Genomic DNA, 18,058 nt, shown 5'->3' on the forward strand with positions numbered 1-18,058 from the left:
TCCATGGAATGGGCGCTGCGCTCCGCCGAACAGGCGGATGTCGAGGTGATCGCCGAGCTGCGGGCGACGGTGATGCGCCCGGACCTGGAGCGGTTGGGCCGGTTCGACGAGCGCCGGGTCCGCCGACGGCTGCGGGAGTCCTTCTCCCCGGGGCACACGTCGGTCGTCATCGCCGAGGGCGACTTCGCGGGCTGCGTCACGCTGAGGCCGGCCGAGGACGGGCTGTGGCTGGAGCACTTCTATCTCGTCCCGGACCTGCAGGGCCGGGGGCTCGGTTCGGCGGTTCTGCGCACCCTGCTGGAGCGCACCGACGCCGACGGTCTGCCCGTCCGTCTGAATGTCCTGCAGGGCAGCGCCGCCCGGCGACTGTACGAGCGCCACGGGTTCGCCGTGGAGGTTCAGGACCCGGTCGACGTCTTCATGGTGCGACGACCGGGTGCGGGCATCCTCGCCCTAGGAGGGGAGAGGCCCATGAGAGATGAAGAGGTCTGTTCCTAGGCCGCGTTGCGCCAGACCTTCACGTCCAAGGTGGCGTACGTCGTCCCGGACGAACCCCGATACGTCACGAGCCCCACGTGCCCCGTCCCGCTGACCACGCACATCTGCTGGCCGACGGCGAGGTCCTTGACCCAGATGTAGCTCTTGTAGCCGGTCGCCGCCTTGCACGCGTCCAGGCTTCCCTGCCGCCCCACGGGCAGCAGGGCGAGGGAGCTGCCGGAGTCGGTGCCGGGGGCGAGGACCGCCCCCGAGGAGTAGACGGCGTACGTCAGATCCTCGTCGGAGGTCCCGGTGTCCGCCTTGGACCGCACCGGGGTGTCCGCGAGATACAGGTCGTGGCTCGCGGTCATCCGGATCCCGGAGTACGTCACCGGGACGGGGGCCGTCGGGGCCGCGGGCTTGCTGGACGCGGCGGTCGGGGGAGCAGAGGTAGCGGTCCGCGTGGGCGTCGGGGGCCCCGAAGGGCTGGGCGGCAGAGCGGACTTGGCGGTCTTGGGCTTCTTCGAGGCCCGGGGCGACGGGGAGCCGGACGCCGACGGCGAAGCCTCGACGGACGTGGCCGACTGCGACGCGGCCACGTCCTGTGCACGGCTGTCCTTCTTGTCGCCGTCCCCAGGGACGAGCAGCAGCGCGGCGGCCGCCCCACCGGCGACGAGTACGACCGCGGCTGCCGCCCATACCCAGCTCCGGGCCCTGCGTCCCTTGCCGCCCGTGCCCACCGAGGAGGTCTGCGTGGCGTCCGGCTCCTGCGACTGCGGCCAGGGATGCGGAGCGTACGGACCGGGCGCGGCCCCTGGCCCCATCACGAAGGGCCCGGGCAGCGAGGCATGGGACGGCGCGGTGGGGGAGTAGGCCATCGGAGGCCCGAAAGCGCCGGGACCGGCGTGACCGGCGTGACCGGCGGGACCGGCGGGACCGGCGTGACCGGCGTGACCAAAGGTGCCGGATCCAGCAGGTCCGAAAGTCCCCGAAGTCCCCGAAGCCCGGGAGGTCCCCGAAGGCCCCGAAGCGTGGGCGTCCGGAACCGCCTCCGCCCGGGCCCGATCGGCGCCTTCGGCCCGAGCCGCGATACCCGCCGCCAGCTCACCCGACAGCCACGCCCCCGACGCGGACCGCGCTTCGGCACCGAGATCCGCCTGGATCGTCTGGACGGAGCGTATGACCTCCTCGACGGAAGGCCGCTCGGCGGCGGGCTTGCGCAGACACCGTGCCACCAGCTCCCGTATCTCCCCCGGCACGCGGCTGAGATCGGGTTCCTCGTGCACCACCCGGTAGAGCACCGCGTGCGGATCCCCGTCCCCGAAGGCGGCGTGGCCCGTCGCCGCGAACACCGCGGTCTGCCCGAGCGCGAACACGTCGGCCGACGGCATGGCATCCCCGCCGAGCACCTGCTCCGGCGCCATGTAGGCGACGGTTCCGAGGGCCGTGCCGCTCATCGTCACCGACGTGGCGTCCGCGGCCCGCGCGACACCGAAGTCGATGACCCGCGGGCCGTCGGCGGCGAGCAGTACGTTCGACGGCTTGAGGTCCCGGTGCACGATGCCTTCGCGGTGCACCGCCTGCAGGGCCTCCGCGACACCGGCGATCAGCCGCAGCACGGTGTCGAGGGGCAGCGGCCCGTGATCGCGTACCGCGTCGGCGAGGGAAGGCCCCGGCACATAGGCGGTCGCGCACCACGGCATCGACCCCCCGGTGTCGCTGTCGACGACCGGAGCCGTGTAGAGCCCGTGCACCCGGCTCGCGGCGGCCACCTCGGCCTGGAACCGCTTGCGGAACTCGGCGTTCTCGGCCAGCTCCGGCCGGATCACCTTGACCGCGACGGCCCGCCCGCCCGGCGTGTGTGAGAGATAGACCCGTCCCATGCCCCCGGACCCGAGCCGTGCCACCAGCCGGTAGCCGCCGACGACCCGAGGATCGCCGTCCTCCAGAGGCTGGAAGCTCTCCATATCGGCCCCACCGTCGCTCAACACGCCCCACTCCACCCCGAGATCCGTTCTGTGGTGCCCCATTGCATCACGGGCCCACTCGGCCCGGTGGGGACGGCCACCTACCTCGTGGCCGGGCCCCGCCCGCTCCTCGAAACCCTCGGACGGGGGCTCTCCCGGAACCGCCTACCCTTGGAGGCATGACCAGCAGCAGCGACCGGAGTCAGGCAGTGGACGTTCAGGAACCCAAGACCTACGAGGTGCGCACCTACGGGTGCCAGATGAACGTCCACGACTCCGAACGGCTCTCCGGGCTCCTCGAAGGCGCCGGTTACGTGCGCGCGCCCGAAGGGTCCGACGGCGACGCGGACGTCGTCGTCTTCAACACCTGCGCCGTCCGGGAGAACGCCGACAACAGGCTGTACGGCAACCTCGGCCGCCTCGCGCCGATGAAGACGAAGCGCCCCGGGATGCAGATCGCCGTCGGCGGCTGCCTGGCCCAGAAGGACCGCGACACCATCGTGAAGAAGGCGCCCTGGGTGGACGTCGTCTTCGGTACGCACAACATCGGCAAGCTGCCGGTCCTCCTGGAGCGCGCCCGCGTGCAGGAAGAGGCGCAGGTCGAGATCGCCGAGTCGCTGGAGGCGTTCCCGTCCACGCTGCCGACCCGCCGCGAGAGCGCGTACGCGGCCTGGGTGTCCATCTCCGTGGGCTGCAACAACACCTGCACCTTCTGCATCGTCCCGGCGCTGCGCGGCAAGGAGAAGGACCGCAGGACCGGCGACATCCTCGCCGAGATCGAGGCACTGGTCGGCGAGGGCGTCTCCGAGATCACACTGCTCGGGCAGAACGTCAACGCGTACGGCAGCGACATCGGCGACCGCGAGGCGTTCAGCAAGCTGCTGCGGGCCTGCGGGCAGATCGAGGGCCTGGAGCGGGTCCGGTTCACCTCCCCGCACCCCCGGGACTTCACCGACGACGTCATCGCCGCCATGGCCGAGACTCCGAACGTGATGCCGCAGCTGCACATGCCGCTGCAGTCCGGTTCGGACCCGGTCCTGAAGGCGATGCGCCGGTCCTACCGGCAGGACCGCTACCTCGGGATCATCGAGAAGGTGCGCGCCGCCATTCCGCACGCCGCCATCACCACCGACATCATCGTGGGCTTCCCCGGCGAGACCGAGGAGGACTTCGAGCAGACCATGCACGTGGCGCGGGAGGCCCGCTTCTCGGCGGCGTTCACGTTCCAGTACTCCAAGCGTCCCGGCACCCCGGCCGCCACCATGGAGAACCAGGTCCCCAAGGAGGTCGTCCAGGCGCGCTACGAGCGTCTCGTCGCCCTCCAGGAGCAGATTTCCTGGGACGAGAACAAGAAGCAGGTCGGCCGCACCCTGGAGCTGATGGTCGCCGAGGGCGAGGGCCGCAAGGACGGCGCCACCCACCGCCTCTCCGGCCGTGCCCCCGACAACCGCCTGGTCCACTTCACCAAGCCCGACCAGGAAGTACGGCCCGGTGACGTGGTCACCGTCGAGGTCACCTACGCCGCCCCGCACCACCTGCTCGCCGAGGGCGCCGTCCTGGACGTGCGCCGCACGCGCGCGGGGGACGCCTGGGAGAAGCGCAACGCGGCCGAGGCGCCGAAGCCCGCCGGCGTGATGCTGGGGCTGCCGAAGATCGGTGCCCCGGAGCCGCTGCCGGTCGCCACCGGCAGCGGGTGCGGCTGCGACTGACCTCGCGACGGGGGGCTCCTGGACGGGTCGCGCGGGGTTACGCTGCCGATCATGCTTGTAGCCGCCGCAGTCTGCCCCTGTCCGCCGCTGCTCGTCCCCGAGGTCGCCGCCGGTGCGGCACCGGAACTGGCCGCCGCGCGCGCGGCCTGCACGGACGCACTGGGGGTGCTGGCCGCCTCGCGCCCCGACCTGCTGGTCGTCGTCGGCCCCGCCGACGAGAGCGGGCGCGGGTCGTTCCCGGAGGGGGCGCCGGGCTCGTTCCGCGGGTTCGGTGTGGACCTCGACGTACGCCTCGGGGGCGGGGCGTCGCTCTCCGGAGCGCCGGAGCGTCCGCTTCCGCCCTCGCTCGCCGTCGCCGCCTGGCTGCTGGAACGCACGGGCTGGTCCGACGCCCCCGTCGAAGGCCTTGGGGTGGGAGAACCCCTCGAGGCGGAGCGCTGCGTCCGGACCGGGGCGGGGATCGTCGCGCGGGCCGACCGGGTGGCCCTGCTGGTGATGGGCGACGCCAGCGCGTGCCGGACGCTCAAGGCGCCCGGCTATCTCGACGAACGCGCGGCGGGCTTCGACGCTGAGGTCGCGCGGGCGCTGGGTGCGGCGGACGTGGCGGCCCTGAAGGCGCTGGACGCCGAGCTGGCGTACGAACTGAAGGTCTCCGGGCGGGCCCCCTGGCAGGTCCTCGCGGGCGCGGCCGAGGGCGCGGACCTCGGCGGCGCCCTGCTGTACGAGGACGCACCGTACGGGGTGGGGTACATGGTGGCGGCCTGGTCCTAGGGGCCCTCGAGGTCCTGGGGATCCAGGGCGTCCTAGCGGTCCTGGGACTCCGCCCGAGAAGGCCGTCGGCCGACAGAGCCGAGCCTCGATACGGCCGGCTGGACACGGTGGCCCGGACCCCGCGGCGCGGACAGGGTGGCCCGGACCCGGCGGCCCGGACACGGCGGACGGCCGGGAGCCCGGTGTGCTCCGCGGCCGTCCGCCGATGTGTACTGATATCTACTGATGCGCGCCCGTCAGGGCGTCGGGGGCGGTGGGGGCATGTCCGGCGGCGGCGTGGCGCCGTCGGTTTCCTTGTGCGCGAGTCGGTCCATGGCGCCCTTGGCCTTGCCCGTGCCCGTCTGGATCTTGTCGCTGTACTTGTGCTTGGTCTTTTCGTCGACCACCTTCGCGGCCTTGTCGAGACCGTGAGTGACCTTGTCCCCGTGCTGTTGCGCGAGGTCCGAGACCTTGTCCTTGGCGGGTGCCAGCTTGGCTTTCAAATTGTCCAGGAGACTCATGGTCCACCTTCCCTCGCGGGACAGTTACGTGCGGGCGCTTTCGCCGGCCTCGTTGTCCGCGGCCTTTTCGGCGGTCTGCTGCTGGGGGATCTCGACGTCATCCTTGGCGGTGGCCTCCGCGGGCTCGCTCGCCGCGGCCCCGCCTTCGCTCTCGGAGCCTCCCGGGCTCTCGGAGCCTTCGGACTTCTCGGACGAATCCTTCGCCTCCTCCGTCACCTCCGCCTCGGTATCGGCCGTTGGTGTGTCGGCCTGCACCGCGGCGGTTGACGCCTCCTCCGTAGCCTTCGACCTTCCAAGAAGTCGTGCAAAAACGCCCATATCCACTCCATACGTTACTCGTGAGAGCGAAATTCCGCGTCACCCGGTGCGTCCCATTGCGTCGCACGGGTCACCGGCTCTCGAAAACCGGCGGCTGGAACCTCGCAACAGGCAACGACCCCGGGCCCGTGGCGTCACGTAGCTCGTTCGAGAAGAGGCCCCGAGGTTTGCGAGACTGGGGCGGTGAGTAGCGCACCCCCCGCCCCCCGGGTCATCGCCGTCGTAGGACCGACCGCCGCAGGAAAGTCCGATCTGGGCGTGTACCTCGCCCAACGGCTCGGCGGCGAGGTCGTCAACTCCGACTCCATGCAGTTGTACCGAGGGATGGACATCGGTACCGCCAAACTGACGCCGCAGGAGCGCGGTGGGATCCCGCACCACCTCCTGGACATCTGGGACGTGACCGTCACGGCCAGCGTCGCCGAGTACCAGCGGCTCGCCCGCGCCCGCATCGACGCGCTGCTCGCCGACGGCCGCTGGCCGATCCTGGTGGGCGGCTCCGGGCTGTACGTCCGTGGGGCCGTCGACAATCTGGAGTTCCCCGGCACCGACCCCGAGGTGCGGGCCCGGCTGGAGGAGGAGCTCACGCTGCGTGGCTCCGGAGCGCTGCACGCGCGTCTGGCCACGGCCGATCCGGAGGCCGCGCACGCGATCCTGCCCAGCAACGGCCGCCGTATCGTCCGCGCCCTCGAGGTCATCGAGATCACCGGGAAGCCCTTCACCGCCAACCTCCCCGGCCACGACTCCGTCTACGACACCCTGCAGATCGGCGTCGACGTCACGCGCCCCGAGCTCGACGACCGCATCGCGCGCCGCGTCGACCGGATGTGGGACGCGGGGCTCGTCGACGAGGTGCGTGCGCTGGAGGCGCACGGATTGCGGGAGGGGCGTACGGCATCCCGTGCGCTCGGATACCAGCAGGTGCTCGCGGCGCTCGCCGGGGAGTGCACCGACGCGGAGGCGCGCGCCGAGACCGTACGCGCCACCAAACGCTTCGCGCGGCGTCAGGACTCCTGGTTCCGGCGCGATCCCCGGGTGCACTGGCTGAGCGGCGCTGCGGCGGATCTCACAGAACTCCCGCAGCTCGCCCTGGCGTTGGTCGAACGACCGGTCACAGCCTGATCACGTCATGGCATCGGGACGCTCCGGCCGCCGTCCGGGCCTTCGGCGCCGTGCCATCATCGAGCTTCGATCGACCAAGTGGAGTCCGAGTTGGGAGGGCGCGTGGCGATGGAGGCCGGCCCTCGCGACACCGCACAGGACGCGGAGCACGACACCGCGCAGGAGCAGCAGAAACCGCAGCAACGGCTGGAACCGCTGGAACCTCAGGATTTCGTCGCAGATCGACCGGGCCCTGACGGGGACCTGCTGGGCGGCGACGGTGAGCGGCTCGGTGTCGACGGTGCTCCGCTGAGCTCCGACGGGCCCGACGAGGCTTCCGGCGGTGTGAGCGCCGACGGGCCGACCCCGGACGAGATGGTGCCGGCCGAGGTCGAGGTCGAGCTGCGCCCACAGCGTCGACTGCGGATCTGGCAGCTCGCGCCGATCGTGATCCTGGCCGCGACGGGCTCCCTGATGTTCGCCTTCCCGCTCGCCTTCGAGTTCGGTGACGGCGGTGCGGTGGTCGCCATGCTCGGCCTGCTGATCTGCTCGTGCGCCGCGGGCTGGGGCATGATGGCCGCCCGCCGGGTCGGCTACGTGTGGCCGGGCCTGCCGCCGCGGGGCACCGGCCGCCGTCTGGACTGGCGCGTCGTGCTCGCGTACGTCGTGGTGGTCGCGGCGGTGGCGGTACTCGCCGTCTGGCGCGTCGCCCGCCTCCGCTGAGGTCCCCCTTCACCTGGGTCCCCGCCCGGAACGGGGTGTCGGACCGACCCCGTAGGATCGAGGAATGAGCACGCGGATCGCCTTCCTCAAGGGTCACGGGACCGAGAACGACTTCGTGATCGTCCCGGACCCGGAGAACGCCATCGACCTGCCCCCGACCGCCGTGGCCGCCCTGTGCGACCGCCGCGCGGGCATCGGCGGCGACGGTCTGCTGCATGTCGTTCGGTCCGCCGCGCACCCCGAGGCCATGGAGATGGCGGCCGAAGCGGAGTGGTTCATGGACTACCGCAACGGCGACGGCTCGGTCGCGGAGATGTGCGGCAACGGAGTGCGGGTGTTCGCGCGCTACCTCCAGCGTGCCGGACACGTGGCCGAGGGAGACATCGCGGTCGCCACACGCGGGGGCGTGAAGAGCGTGCACCTCGCCAAGGACGGCGCCGTCACCGTCGGCATGGGCAAGGCGGTCCTCCCCGAAGGGGATGTCACCGTGAGCGTCGGCGAGCGCAGCTGGCCCGCGCGCAACGTCAATATGGGCAACCCGCACGCCGTCGCCTTCGTGGACGACCTCGCACACGCCGGCAACCTGTTCACGCCGCCGCCGTTCGCTCCGGCCGCGGCCTACCCGGACGGGGTGAACGTCGAATTCGTGGTCGACCGGGGACCGCGGCACGTCGCCCTGCGCGTCCACGAGCGCGGCTCCGGGGAGACCCGTTCGTGCGGTACGGGCGCGTGCGCCGTGGCCGTCGCGGCGGCCCGCCGTGACGGAGCCGACCCGGCCGTGACGGGGACTCCGTCGACGTACACCGTCGACGTGCCCGGCGGCCGCCTGGTGATCACCGAGCACCCGGACGGCGAGATCGAGATGACCGGCCCCGCGGTGATCGTCGCCGAGGGCGAGCTCGACGCGGAGTGGCTGGACACCGTGCAGTTCTGAACGGACGTCTTCTGAACGGACGTCCCGGGCGATGTCGTAACCCTGGTTCCTTCCAAAACCTCGCGTCCGTAAACCCCCTGAACCTTCGCTCGAATGGGTGATCCGTTTCACGCTCGGCGAGAGGCGGTCAGCGGGGCGTGGTGGGCTCGGTAGCATCAAGCACCGGCCCGGACGGGGGAATCGAGACCAACCCCTGAGCCGTGTACGCCATGGGGCACCCCGTCCGCCGGTCTACGCAGCCGGAGGTGCCCATGAGTGCGGAGGCGACGAACCCCGCGACGCCAGCCCCTGCAACGCCCTCCCCCGAGCTCTCGGCCTCTCCCCCACTCTCGACTTCGCTCGAGCGGGGGGACCCCCATGAGCAGGGGGTACCCCCATCGCACCGCAGGAAGAGCCGTCCTCGGATCGATCTGCGCCGCCTCGGCCGCGCCGCGCTGCTCGGCACGACGTCCCGCGACCGGCTGCCCGACGCGATCGGTCACGTGGCCGAGGCACATCGCGCGCACCACCCCGACGCGAACATGGAACCGCTGCGCCGGGCCTATGTGCTGGCGGAGTCCTCGCACCGCGGCCAGATGCGCAAGAGCGGTGAGCCGTACATCACCCACCCGCTCGCCGTGACCCTGATCCTCGCCGAACTCGGCGCGGAGACCACGACGTTGACCGCCTCCCTTCTCCACGACACCGTCGAGGACACGGAAGTGACGCTCGATCAGGTACGCGAGGAGTTCGGCGACGAGGTCTGCTATCTCGTCGACGGCGTCACCAAGCTGGAAAAGGTGGACTACGGAGCGGCCGCCGAACCCGAGACGTTCCGCAAGATGCTCGTCGCCACCGGCAACGACGTCCGCGTGATGTCGATCAAACTCGCCGACCGGCTGCACAACATGCGCACGCTCGGCGTCATGCGCCCCGAGAAACAGGCGCGCATCGCCAAGGTCACCAGGGACGTGCTGATCCCGCTCGCCGAACGGCTCGGCGTCCAGGCGCTCAAGACCGAGCTGGAGGACCTCGTCTTCGCGATCCTGCACCCCGAGGAGTACGAGCACACCAGGGAACTGATCGTCGACAACGCCTCGCGCGCGAGCGACCCGCTCGCCGAGATCGCCGAGGAGGTGCGCACGGTCCTGCGCGAGGCCGGGATCCCGGCCGAAGTCCTCATCAGGCCAAGGCACTTCGTCTCCGTGCATCGCGTGTCACGCAAACGCGGGCCCATGCGCGGCGCCGACTTCGGACGTCTCCTGGTGCTCGTGAACGAGGACGCGGACTGCTACGGGGTCCTCGGCGAACTGCACACCTGTCTCACCCCGGTCGTCTCGGAGTTCAAGGACTTCATCGCGGTCCCCAAGTTCAACCTGTACCAGTCGCTGCACACAGCCGTCGCGAGCGGCGACGGCGAGATCGCCGAAGTCCTCATCCGCACCCACCAGATGCACAAGGTCGCCGAGGCCGGGGTCATCGCACTCGGCAATCCCTACGCTCCTCCTTCGGAGGAGCAGTCGGACGAGCAGTCCGAGGGCCGGCCTGGCGTCGGTGGACGCCCGGTGGACGGCGAGCGGGTGGACCCCACCCGCCCCGGCTGGCTCTCCCGGCTCCTCGACTGGCAGGAGGGCGCCCCGGACCCGGACACGTTCTGGTCCACGCTGCGCGAAGACCTCGCCCAGGACCGCGAGATCACCGTCTTCCGCGCCGACGGCGGCGCGTTGGGCCTTCCGGAGGGCGCCAGTTGTGTGGACGCCGCGTACGCGCAGTACGGCGAGGACGCGCACGCCTGCATCGGCGCCCGCGTCAACGGCCGCCTGGCGACCCTCAGTACGGTCCTGAAGGACGGCGACACCGTGCAGCTCCTCATGGGCCAGGACCCCGCCTCGGAGCCCTCCAGGGAGTGGCTGGAGCACGCGCACACGCCCGCCGCGCGGATCGCCATCCAGCGCTGGCTGGCCGCACACCCCTCACCCGTCGCCACGCAGGACCCGGCGGCCCGGGAAGCCCCGGAAACCGCCGAGACCCCGGCCGCGGCCCGCAGGCCGTCCGCCGAGACAACCGCGGCCCGCCCCACGGACGCGTCCGCCGCCCGCCCCACCGACGGGCCTTCCGCCCGCCCCGCCGCCGCGAACGCCGTCGTCGACCAGCCCGGCGCCTCCGTACGCCTCGCGGGCTGCTGTACGCCCGTACCGCCCGACGAGGTGACCGGCTTCGCCGTACGCGGGGGAGTGGTGACCGTCCACCGCGTGGAGTGCGCAGGAGTGGCGCGCATGAAGAGCTCGGGGCGCGCGGAGGTGGAAGTGCGCTGGGGCGACACCACCGAGTGCCGGGTCACGCTGGTCGCCGAGTCCTTCGGACGCCCGCATCTGCTCGCCGACCTCACCGAAGCCATCGCCCTGGAGGGCGTCGCGATCGTCTCGGCGACCGTCGAACCCCCCAGCCAGCAGCGGGTACGCCACACGTACACGCTGCAACTCCCGGACGCGGCGCACCTTCCCGGACTGATGCGCGCGATGCGCAACGTGCCGGGCGTGTACGACGTGAGCCGGGCGCAGCACGCGGCGGCTGCCACGCAGTAGCACCCGATCGGGTGGGCCCGGCGCGAGTCGTCGCCGCGGGGCGGGTGCGCGCTGGTAGCCGTGGTCCATGCTGCTCACCCCCCACACCAGGAACCGTCGTATCCAGGGGGCGCTCCTCGCCTCCGCCGTCTCGGTCTGTCTCGTCGCCGCGAGCGCCCCGTCCCCGGGCACGCCCCTCGGCATCGGTGACCGCCTCTTCCCGCACCTGGGCAATCCCGGGTACGACGTCAAGTCCTACGACCTCTCCTTCACCTACCCGGGCGTCAACGACAAACCGCTGGCGGCCGTCACCACGATCGACGCCGTGACGTCCGAGCGGCTCGAGCGCGTCAATCTGGACTACACGCACGGCACGGTGGAATCGGTCGAGGTCAACGGCGCGCCGGCGACGTTCACGAGCGCCGGGGAGGACCTGGTGGTGACGCCCGGGGAGCCGGTGCCCGCGGGCGGCTGGATGCGGATCACCGTGCGGCACTCGAGCGATCCGGTCACCACCGGGAACGGGGACGGCGGCTGGGTGCGGACGAAGGACGGCCTCGCCATGGCCAACCAGGCCGACGCCGGGCACATGGTCTTCCCGTGCAACGACCACCCCTCGGACAAGGCGATGTTCACCATCCACGTCACCGCGCCCGACGGGTACACCGCCGTGGCCAACGGCCTGCCCACCGGGGTCGACCGGGCCGGCAAGTCCACCACGTGGACGTACCGCACCACGCACCCCATGGCCACGGAACTCACCCAGGTGTCCATCGGCCGCTCCAGCGTGGTGCACCGCGAGGGCCCGCACGGCCTGCCGGTCCGTGACGTCGTGCCCACCAAGGACAGCGAGCTGCTCGAACCGTGGCTCAAGAAGACGCCCGACCAGATCGCCTGGATGGAGAGCAAGGTCGGCCCGTACCCCTTCGAGACCTATGGGCTGCTGATGGTCCAGGCGCAGACCGGCTTCGAACTGGAGACACAGACACTCTCTCTCTTCGAGAGAGAACTCTTCACCGAGCCCGCGCTGCCCAAGTGGTACGTCGAGTCGATCATGGTGCACGAGCTGTCGCACCAGTGGTTCGGCGACAGCGTCAGCCCCCGCGTCTGGTCCGACCTGTGGCTCAACGAGGGCCACGCGACCTGGTACGAGGCCCTGTACGCCGAGGAGAAGGCGGACAAGCCCATGGAGACCCGGATGAAGACGGCCTACCGCGCCTCCGACTCCTGGCGGGCCGCCGGAGGGCCGCCCGCGGCCCCCAAGGAGCCCGCCCCGGGACAGAAGATCAGCATCTTCCGGCCGAGCGTCTACGACGGGGCCGCGCTCGTCCTGTACGCGCTGCGCCAGGAGATCGGACACTCCGCCTTCGAGCGCCTGGAGCGCAGCTGGGTCGCCCTTCACCGGGACGGCACGGCCACGACCGCGGACTTCGAGCGGCTCGCGTCCGCCCTCGCGAACCGTGACCTGAGCGCGTTCTTCCAGGCCTGGCTCTACGGCACGAAGACGCCGCCGATGCCAGGGCACCCGGACTGGAAGAGCGATGCCCCGAAGGCACGCAAGGGCGCCTGAGAACTCGGATGACGAGACGGGACGTGCCGTGCGACCATCATCAGGTCGGCGGCGCGGCCCCGCGGAGGGTTGGCCCGGCGGAATTCGGGAATCTCCCGGTGGTCCCGGACGTTCTTCCTTGTGACGGGCGGTGTCCGTCGCCGAACAGGCTTCACCAGTGACGCCATCGATACCACCAGTGACGTATCGGTGTCCCCATCGACGTAAGGATCCAATGACCTCCTCTTCTTCCCCTTCCCAGGACGCGCAGAGCCTCGCGCAGAACTACCCCGAAGGTCTTCGGGCCGATGCCCTGATGGAAGAGGACGTCGCCTGGAGCCACGAGGTCGACGGAGAGCGGGACGGCGAGCAGTTCGATCGCTCCGAGCGCGCGGCCCTGCGCCGTGTGGTGGGCCTCTCCACCGAGCTCGAGGACGTCACCGAGGTCGAGTACCGACAGCTCCGTCTGGAGCGCGTCGTCCTCGTCGGTGTGTGGACCACGGGAACGATTCAGGACGCGGACAACTCGCTCGCCGAGCTGGCAGCCCTCGCGGAGACCGCGGGCGCGCTCGTGCTCGACGGCGTCGTCCAGCGCCGGGACAAGCCCGACGCGGCCACATACATCGGATCCGGCAAGGCCAACGAGCTGCGGGACATCGTCCTGGAGACCGGCGCCGACACCGTGATCTGCGATGGTGAGCTGAGCCCCGGCCAGCTGATCCACCTCGAGGACGTCGTCAAGGTCAAGGTCATCGACCGTACGGCCCTGATCCTCGACATCTTCGCCCAGCACGCCAAGTCCCGAGAGGGCAAGGCGCAGGTCGCGCTCGCGCAGATGCAGTACATGCTGCCGAGGCTGCGCGGCTGGGGCCAGTCGCTGTCCCGTCAGATGGGCGGCGGCAAGGGCGGCGGCCTCGCCACCCGTGGTCCCGGTGAGACCAAGATCGAGACGGACCGGCGTCGTATCCGCGAGAAGATGGCGAAGATGCGCCGGGAGATCGCGGACATGAAGACCGGCCGCGAGATCAAGCGCCAGGAGCGCCGCAGGAACAAGGTGCCCTCGGTCGCCATCGCCGGTTACACCAACGCGGGCAAGTCCTCCCTGCTCAACCGCCTCACGGGCGCCGGCGTGCTGGTCGAGAACGCGCTGTTCGCGACCCTCGACCCGACCGTGCGCCGGGCCGAGACCCCGAGCGGGCGGCTGTACACCCTGGCCGACACGGTCGGGTTCGTACGCCACCTCCCGCACCACCTCGTCGAGGCGTTCCGCTCCACGATGGAAGAGGTCGGCGACTCCGACCTGATCCTGCACGTGGTGGACGGCTCGCACCCGGCGCCGGAGGAGCAGCTGGCCGCCGTGCGCGAGGTCATCCGCGAAGTCGGCGCGACCGACGTGCCCGAGATCGTGGTGATCAACAAGGCGGACGCGGCCGACCCGCTGGTCCTCCAGCGGCTGATGCGGATCGAGAAGCGCTCCATCGCGGTCTCGGCCCGCACCGGGATGAACATCGACCAGCTGCTCGCGCTCATCGACAACGAGCTGCCCCGCCCCTCGGTCGAGATCGAGGCGCTCGTGCCGTACACGCACGGCAGGCTGGTCGCGCGCGCCCACTCCGAGGGCGAGGTGATCTCCGAGGAGCACACCCCGGAGGGCACCCTGCTCAAGGTGCGGGTGCACGAGGAACTGGCGGCCGACCTCGCGCCGTACGTTCCGGCGCCCGTCGCGCTCTAGCCGCCCGCTTCCGCAGGGACGACGTACGAAGGCCCGCACCCTCTCGCAGGGGCGGGCCTTCGCCGTGGCCGGGTGAGCACGGCGCCGACCGTCCGCCGTACCGCTTGCTCATGTTCTCGCAGAGCGCCTGCGCGCCCCTGCCGAGCTGCGGCCCCGCGAGCCAGGTGTTGCCGGCCGGACCGATCGAGGTGTTCGAGACCAGCTCGGTCTTGCCGCCGACGACCCGGAACCAGCCGCCGCCGGAGGAACCGCCGGTCATCGTGCAGCCGATGCGGTACATCGTCGGCAGGCTCGGGTTCAGCGACAGCCGCCCCGGCCGGTCGACGCACTCGAACATCTTCAGACCGTTGTACGGCGGCGCGGCCGGGTAACCCCAGGCGCCCATCGTGCCGACGTCCCGGGCGGAGGGCGCCGAGAAGTCCACCCCTGGTCGTTGTACGCGGGCACGAAGGCGATGTTGCCGGGCCATTGGGGGCGAACGGCGGTGGAGTGGTGAAGGTTTCCGTGCGCCACCCCACCACCGCCCGTGCGGCCCGTGTGCGATTCCTGTCAGGCCCGTCGGGTCACTGGCCTGCGCATCGTCGTCTCACGGGCCCGTTGTCCCACTGACCCCTGCCCCTTGTCTCACTGGCTCGCGAACTTCTTGCTCACCGAGTCGTACACACCCTTGGCGACCGCACCCAGGTGCGGACCCGCCAGCCAGCCCGCGCTGACCGGGCCGATCGAGGTGTTGGACACCAGGGCGGGCTTGCCGTCCGACCCGGTCGCCACCCAGCCGCCGCCGGACGAACCGCCGGTCATGGTGCACCCGATGCGGTACATCGTCGGGTCCGCCTCGGCGATCGACAGACGGCCGGGCCTGTCGGTGCACTGATACAGCTTCTGCCCGTCGAACGGCGCCGCCGCCGGGTATCCGGTCGCCGTGATGCTCGCGACCTTGGGTACGGCCGGAGCGTCGAAGTTCACCGGGAGCGCCGAACCGACCGTCTCCTCAAGGGACTTGCCGGTGCTGCCCTTCTCCGGCGTCACATGCAGGACCGCGTAGTCGTACGACGCGCCCTGACCGCCGGTGGAGCCGCCCTGCGCGATCCACTGGTCCGAGGTCTGCGCCCAGTCGCTCCACCAGACACCGTACGGAGCGACCTCCGTCCGCGCGGCGTTCTGCAGCTGGGCGGACGTCCTGCCGGCGTTGTTGTACGAGGGCACGAAGGCGATGTTGCGGTACCAGCCGCCCTTCTTGCCGGCGTGCACGCAGTGGCCCGCGGTCCACACGAGGTTCGACTTGCCCGGGTGCGCGGGGTCCTCGACCACGGTCGCCGAGCAGACCATCGTGCCCTCGGGGGAGTCGAAGAAGACCTTGCCCGCCTCGGGCACGCTGTCGTGGTAGGCGGCGCTCACGGCCTTCGCCGCCACGGGCGCCGGAGTGGCGTCGGTGACACCCTGGTCACCGGAGAGGTCGTTCTCGTCGACGCCCTTGTTCTTGTCCGGGTCGTCGGCGCCGCGCATCCGGTCCGGGTCCCACAGCCCCTTGATGATGGGGTTGACGAAGTCGTTGGCCTCGCGCAGCCAGTCGTCCTTGTTCCAGTTCTTCCAGGCGCCGTTCTTCCACTTGTCGATGTCGATCCCGTGCTCTTTGAGCTTGTTCTTGATGTCGTCCGGGATCTTGATCTTGTCGTCGCCGCTCTGGGACGCCGACGCGCCGGCCTGGCCGCTCGCGTTGCTGTCGCCCGAGTCGCAGCCGGTGGCGGTCAGCGCCAGCACCGCCGTCAGGCCGACGGCGGCCAGTACGGGGGAGGTTGTGCGGCGCGCGCTCCTCCCTCGACGAGCGGCGAAGAGCGGGCGTATGGATCGCATGGTGTAACTCCCCCTGGACGTAAGAGAACCTGTCAGGATCCGCCGATCCGGAGTCCCTCGGTACGGGACACAGGTGCATCGTTCGGTGTCTCTGAACGGCACCACACACTATGCGCTCGCTGTGGGGGACATCCCACGGAACCGCAACGGTTCCGTCACGGCAAGGATCTTCGACTCACCCGCTTCCCCGAGCCGGTCACGTCGTTGGTACGTACGGGGGGCCTGCCGCCTGTGCTCGGAGCTCCCTGCCAACTCGCCCCTGGACAGCGGGAGGACCTGAAGTCGTGGCCGTGACCGAGTCTGCGGTGGTACCGGTGGGGCGCGAGCCCGAGGAGTCGCGGGAGAGGGTGCCCGGAGTGTCCGAGGGGGCGCGCGCGGCGCACGAGGGGATTCTGCGGCGTCAGTCGGCGCGCGAGTCGGCGGCCCGCACCTACGCGCGCGCCCTGCCGATCGTCCCCGTGCGGGCGCGGGGCCTGACCATCGAGGGCGCGGACGGGCGCCGTTACCTCGACTGTCTCTCCGGCGCGGGCACCCTGGCCCTGGGACACAACCACCCGGTGGTCCTGGAAGCGATCAGAAAAGTCCTCGACTCCGGGGCGCCACTGCACGTCCTCGACCTGGCCACACCCGTCAAGGACGCCTTCACCACCGAGCTGTTCGGCACGCTGCCCCCGGAGTTCGCCGCCCGCGCGCGGGTGCAGTTCTGCGGACCCGCCGGGACGGACGCCGTCGAGGCCGCGTTCAAACTGGTGCGCGCGGCGACCGGGCGCACCGGAATGCTCGCGTTCACCGGTGCCTATCACGGGATGACCGCGGGGGCGCTCGAAGCATCCGGGGGCGCGACCGAGGTACGGGTCGCGCGCCTGCCCTACCCCCAGGACTACCGCTGCCCGTTCGGCATCGGCGGTGAGCGGGGTGCCGAACTCGCCGCGCGCTGGACCGAGTCCCTGCTCGACGACACCAAGTCCGGCGTGCCACGCCCCGCCGGGATGATCCTCGAACCCGTCCAGGGCGAGGGCGGGGTGATTCCCGCGCCCGACGACTGGATGCGGCGGATGCGCGAGATCACCGCGGCGCGCTCCATTCCCCTGATCGTGGACGAGGTCCAGACCGGCGTCGGGCGCACCGGAACCTTCTGGGCCGTGGAACACAGCGGGATCACCCCGGACGTGATGGTCCTGTCCAAGGCCATCGGAGGCAGCCTGCCGCTGGCCGTCGTCGTCTACCGCGACGACCTCGACGTCTGGCAACCGGGCGCCCACGCGGGCACGTTCCGCGGCAACCAGCTGGCCATGGCCGCGGGCACGGCGACCCTCGCCTACGTCCGCGAGAACGGACTGGCCGAGCGCGCGGCGACCCTGGGCTCCCGCATACTCACTCAACTCCGCGCACTCGCCGAGGAGTTCCCGTGCATCGGTGACGTACGGGGCCGTGGGCTGATGATCGGCGTCGAGCTGGTGGATCCCGAGACGGCCCCGGACACCACCACCGACGGCCCCCGGCCCGCCGCCCCCGAACTCGCCGCCGCCGTGCAGCGCGAGTGCCTGCGCCGCGGTCTGATCGTGGAGCTGGGCGGGCGCCGCGCCAGCGTGGTGCGACTTCTGCCGCCCCTGACGATCAGCGACGAACAGGCGACCGCGGTGCTCGATCGCCTGGCGGACGCGGTGGCGGCGGTGGCTGCGGCGGCGCGAGCGGGACTGGGCGGGCCGGCCGGGCACGGTCGGGGTTCCGCGTCCGGTGAGCACGCCGGATAGGACCTGCAACCGCCGCGGCGGCCCGTACGGCGGTCCCCCCGACGGGCTCCAGCGCCCGGTCGGGACGCAGACCTCACTCGGACCACCCCACTCGGAACACCGCACTCGCCCCCCGACCCGGACCAC

14 protein-coding genes and 1 pseudogene are annotated in these 18,058 nt (G+C 71.3%); 10 read left to right on the plus strand and 5 right to left on the minus strand.

Going from position 1 to position 18,058, the window contains the following annotated elements; genetic code table 11:
• The first annotated feature begins 3 nt into the window (after window positions 1-3).
• The gene (locus tag OG798_RS37665) at window positions 4-498 is read left to right on the plus strand and encodes a GNAT family N-acetyltransferase (protein ID WP_095852238.1); all 495 of its coding nucleotides are present in this window, start codon (window positions 4-6) and stop codon (window positions 496-498) included.
• On the opposite strand, the gene OG798_RS37670 is transcribed toward OG798_RS37665, so the two are convergent.
• Window positions 495-2,444: a protein kinase domain-containing protein gene (locus OG798_RS37670; protein WP_328758390.1), complete on the minus strand. Its 1,950-nt coding sequence runs from the start codon at window positions 2,442-2,444 to the stop codon at window positions 495-497. The two genes, OG798_RS37665 and OG798_RS37670, sit on opposite strands and share 4 nt — an antisense overlap.
• Before the next feature lie 179 nt (window positions 2,445-2,623).
• On the opposite strand from OG798_RS37670, the gene miaB reads away from it, so the two are divergent.
• Complete coding sequence (miaB, locus tag OG798_RS37675) at window positions 2,624-4,153, plus strand: tRNA (N6-isopentenyl adenosine(37)-C2)-methylthiotransferase MiaB (protein WP_079089595.1); 1,530 nt, start codon at window positions 2,624-2,626, stop codon at window positions 4,151-4,153.
• Window positions 4,154-4,204: 51 nt separating this feature from the next.
• Window positions 4,205-4,924 carry a class III extradiol dioxygenase subunit B-like domain-containing protein gene (locus tag OG798_RS37680; RefSeq protein ID WP_267062992.1) on the plus strand — a complete coding sequence of 240 codons (720 nt, stop codon included), beginning with the start codon at window positions 4,205-4,207 and terminating at the stop codon, window positions 4,922-4,924.
• Between the two features lie 236 nt (window positions 4,925-5,160).
• On the opposite strand, the gene OG798_RS37685 is transcribed toward OG798_RS37680, so the two are convergent.
• Together OG798_RS37685 and OG798_RS37690 are read right to left on the minus strand one after the other, a co-directional pair.
• Entirely contained in the window at window positions 5,161-5,424 is a 264-nt protein-coding gene (locus tag OG798_RS37685; RefSeq protein WP_095852235.1) for an antitoxin, read from the minus strand.
• Between the two features lie 24 nt (window positions 5,425-5,448).
• Window positions 5,449-5,640, minus strand: a complete 192-nt coding sequence (locus tag OG798_RS37690) for a gliding motility protein (RefSeq protein ID WP_328758392.1) — start codon at window positions 5,638-5,640, stop codon at window positions 5,449-5,451.
• 285 nt (window positions 5,641-5,925) lie between these two features.
• On the opposite strand from OG798_RS37690, the gene miaA reads away from it, so the two are divergent.
• The 6 genes from miaA to hflX all read left to right on the plus strand — a co-directional run bounded on the left by miaA (window position 5,926) and on the right by hflX (window position 14,324).
• Window positions 5,926-6,864: a tRNA (adenosine(37)-N6)-dimethylallyltransferase MiaA gene (gene miaA / locus OG798_RS37695; protein WP_097224602.1), complete on the plus strand. Its 939-nt coding sequence runs from the start codon at window positions 5,926-5,928 to the stop codon at window positions 6,862-6,864.
• A gap of 108 nt (window positions 6,865-6,972) precedes the next feature.
• On the plus strand, window positions 6,973-7,566 hold the full coding sequence (locus OG798_RS37700; protein WP_267063927.1) for a hypothetical protein: 594 nt from the start codon (window positions 6,973-6,975) through the stop codon (window positions 7,564-7,566).
• 64 nt (window positions 7,567-7,630) lie between these two features.
• Complete coding sequence (dapF, locus tag OG798_RS37705) at window positions 7,631-8,500, plus strand: diaminopimelate epimerase (RefSeq protein WP_328758393.1); 870 nt, start codon at window positions 7,631-7,633, stop codon at window positions 8,498-8,500.
• A 251-nt stretch (window positions 8,501-8,751) separates the two neighbouring features.
• Entirely contained in the window at window positions 8,752-11,064 is a 2,313-nt protein-coding gene (locus OG798_RS37710) for a RelA/SpoT family protein (RefSeq protein WP_328758394.1), read from the plus strand.
• 67 nt (window positions 11,065-11,131) lie between these two features.
• Window positions 11,132-12,613, plus strand: a complete 1,482-nt coding sequence (locus OG798_RS37715) for a M1 family metallopeptidase (protein WP_328758395.1) — start codon at window positions 11,132-11,134, stop codon at window positions 12,611-12,613.
• 214 nt (window positions 12,614-12,827) lie between these two features.
• A complete protein-coding gene (gene hflX / locus OG798_RS37720) occupies window positions 12,828-14,324 on the plus strand; it encodes a GTPase HflX (protein ID WP_328758397.1) in 1,497 nt (498 codons plus the stop codon).
• 88 nt (window positions 14,325-14,412) lie between these two features.
• On the opposite strand, the pseudogene OG798_RS37725 reads toward hflX, so the two are convergent.
• Window positions 14,413-14,748 (minus strand): annotated as a pseudogene (locus tag OG798_RS37725) (hypothetical protein); the annotation flags it as partial.
• A 200-nt stretch (window positions 14,749-14,948) separates the two neighbouring features.
• The gene (locus OG798_RS37730; protein ID WP_328758398.1) at window positions 14,949-16,178 is read right to left on the minus strand and encodes a trypsin-like serine peptidase; all 1,230 of its coding nucleotides are present in this window, start codon (window positions 16,176-16,178) and stop codon (window positions 14,949-14,951) included.
• A gap of 284 nt (window positions 16,179-16,462) precedes the next feature.
• Between OG798_RS37730 and OG798_RS37735 the strand changes: the two genes are divergently transcribed.
• Window positions 16,463-17,932: a diaminobutyrate--2-oxoglutarate transaminase family protein gene (locus OG798_RS37735; protein WP_435863977.1), complete on the plus strand. Its 1,470-nt coding sequence runs from the start codon at window positions 16,463-16,465 to the stop codon at window positions 17,930-17,932.
• Window positions 17,933-18,058: the final 126 nt, after the last annotated feature.

The organism is Streptomyces sp. NBC_00271 (assembly GCF_036178845.1).
Classification (GTDB): Bacteria; Actinomycetota; Actinomycetes; order Streptomycetales; family Streptomycetaceae; genus Streptomyces.

Excerpts from the sequence above, each read along its gene's own strand:
- OG798_RS37685 (WP_095852235.1), bottom strand. The coding sequence starts at position 5,424 with ATGAGTCTCCTGGACAATTTGAAAGCCAAGCTGGCACCCGCCAAGGAC.
- OG798_RS37680 (WP_267062992.1), top strand. The coding sequence starts at position 4,205 with ATGCTTGTAGCCGCCGCAGTCTGCCCCTGTCCGCCGCTGCTCGTCCCC.
- OG798_RS37665 (WP_095852238.1), top strand. The coding sequence starts at position 4 with ATGGAATGGGCGCTGCGCTCCGCCGAACAGGCGGATGTCGAGGTGATC.
- OG798_RS37710 (WP_328758394.1), top strand. The coding sequence starts at position 8,752 with ATGAGTGCGGAGGCGACGAACCCCGCGACGCCAGCCCCTGCAACGCCC.
- hflX (WP_328758397.1), top strand. The coding sequence starts at position 12,828 with ATGACCTCCTCTTCTTCCCCTTCCCAGGACGCGCAGAGCCTCGCGCAG.
- OG798_RS37715 (WP_328758395.1), top strand. The coding sequence starts at position 11,132 with ATGCTGCTCACCCCCCACACCAGGAACCGTCGTATCCAGGGGGCGCTC.
- OG798_RS37700 (WP_267063927.1), top strand. The coding sequence starts at position 6,973 with ATGGAGGCCGGCCCTCGCGACACCGCACAGGACGCGGAGCACGACACC.
- OG798_RS37730 (WP_328758398.1), bottom strand. The coding sequence starts at position 16,178 with ATGCGATCCATACGCCCGCTCTTCGCCGCTCGTCGAGGGAGGAGCGCG.
- miaB (WP_079089595.1), top strand. The coding sequence starts at position 2,624 with ATGACCAGCAGCAGCGACCGGAGTCAGGCAGTGGACGTTCAGGAACCC.
- dapF (WP_328758393.1), top strand. The coding sequence starts at position 7,631 with ATGAGCACGCGGATCGCCTTCCTCAAGGGTCACGGGACCGAGAACGAC.
- OG798_RS37670 (WP_328758390.1), bottom strand. The coding sequence starts at position 2,444 with ATGGAGAGCTTCCAGCCTCTGGAGGACGGCGATCCTCGGGTCGTCGGC.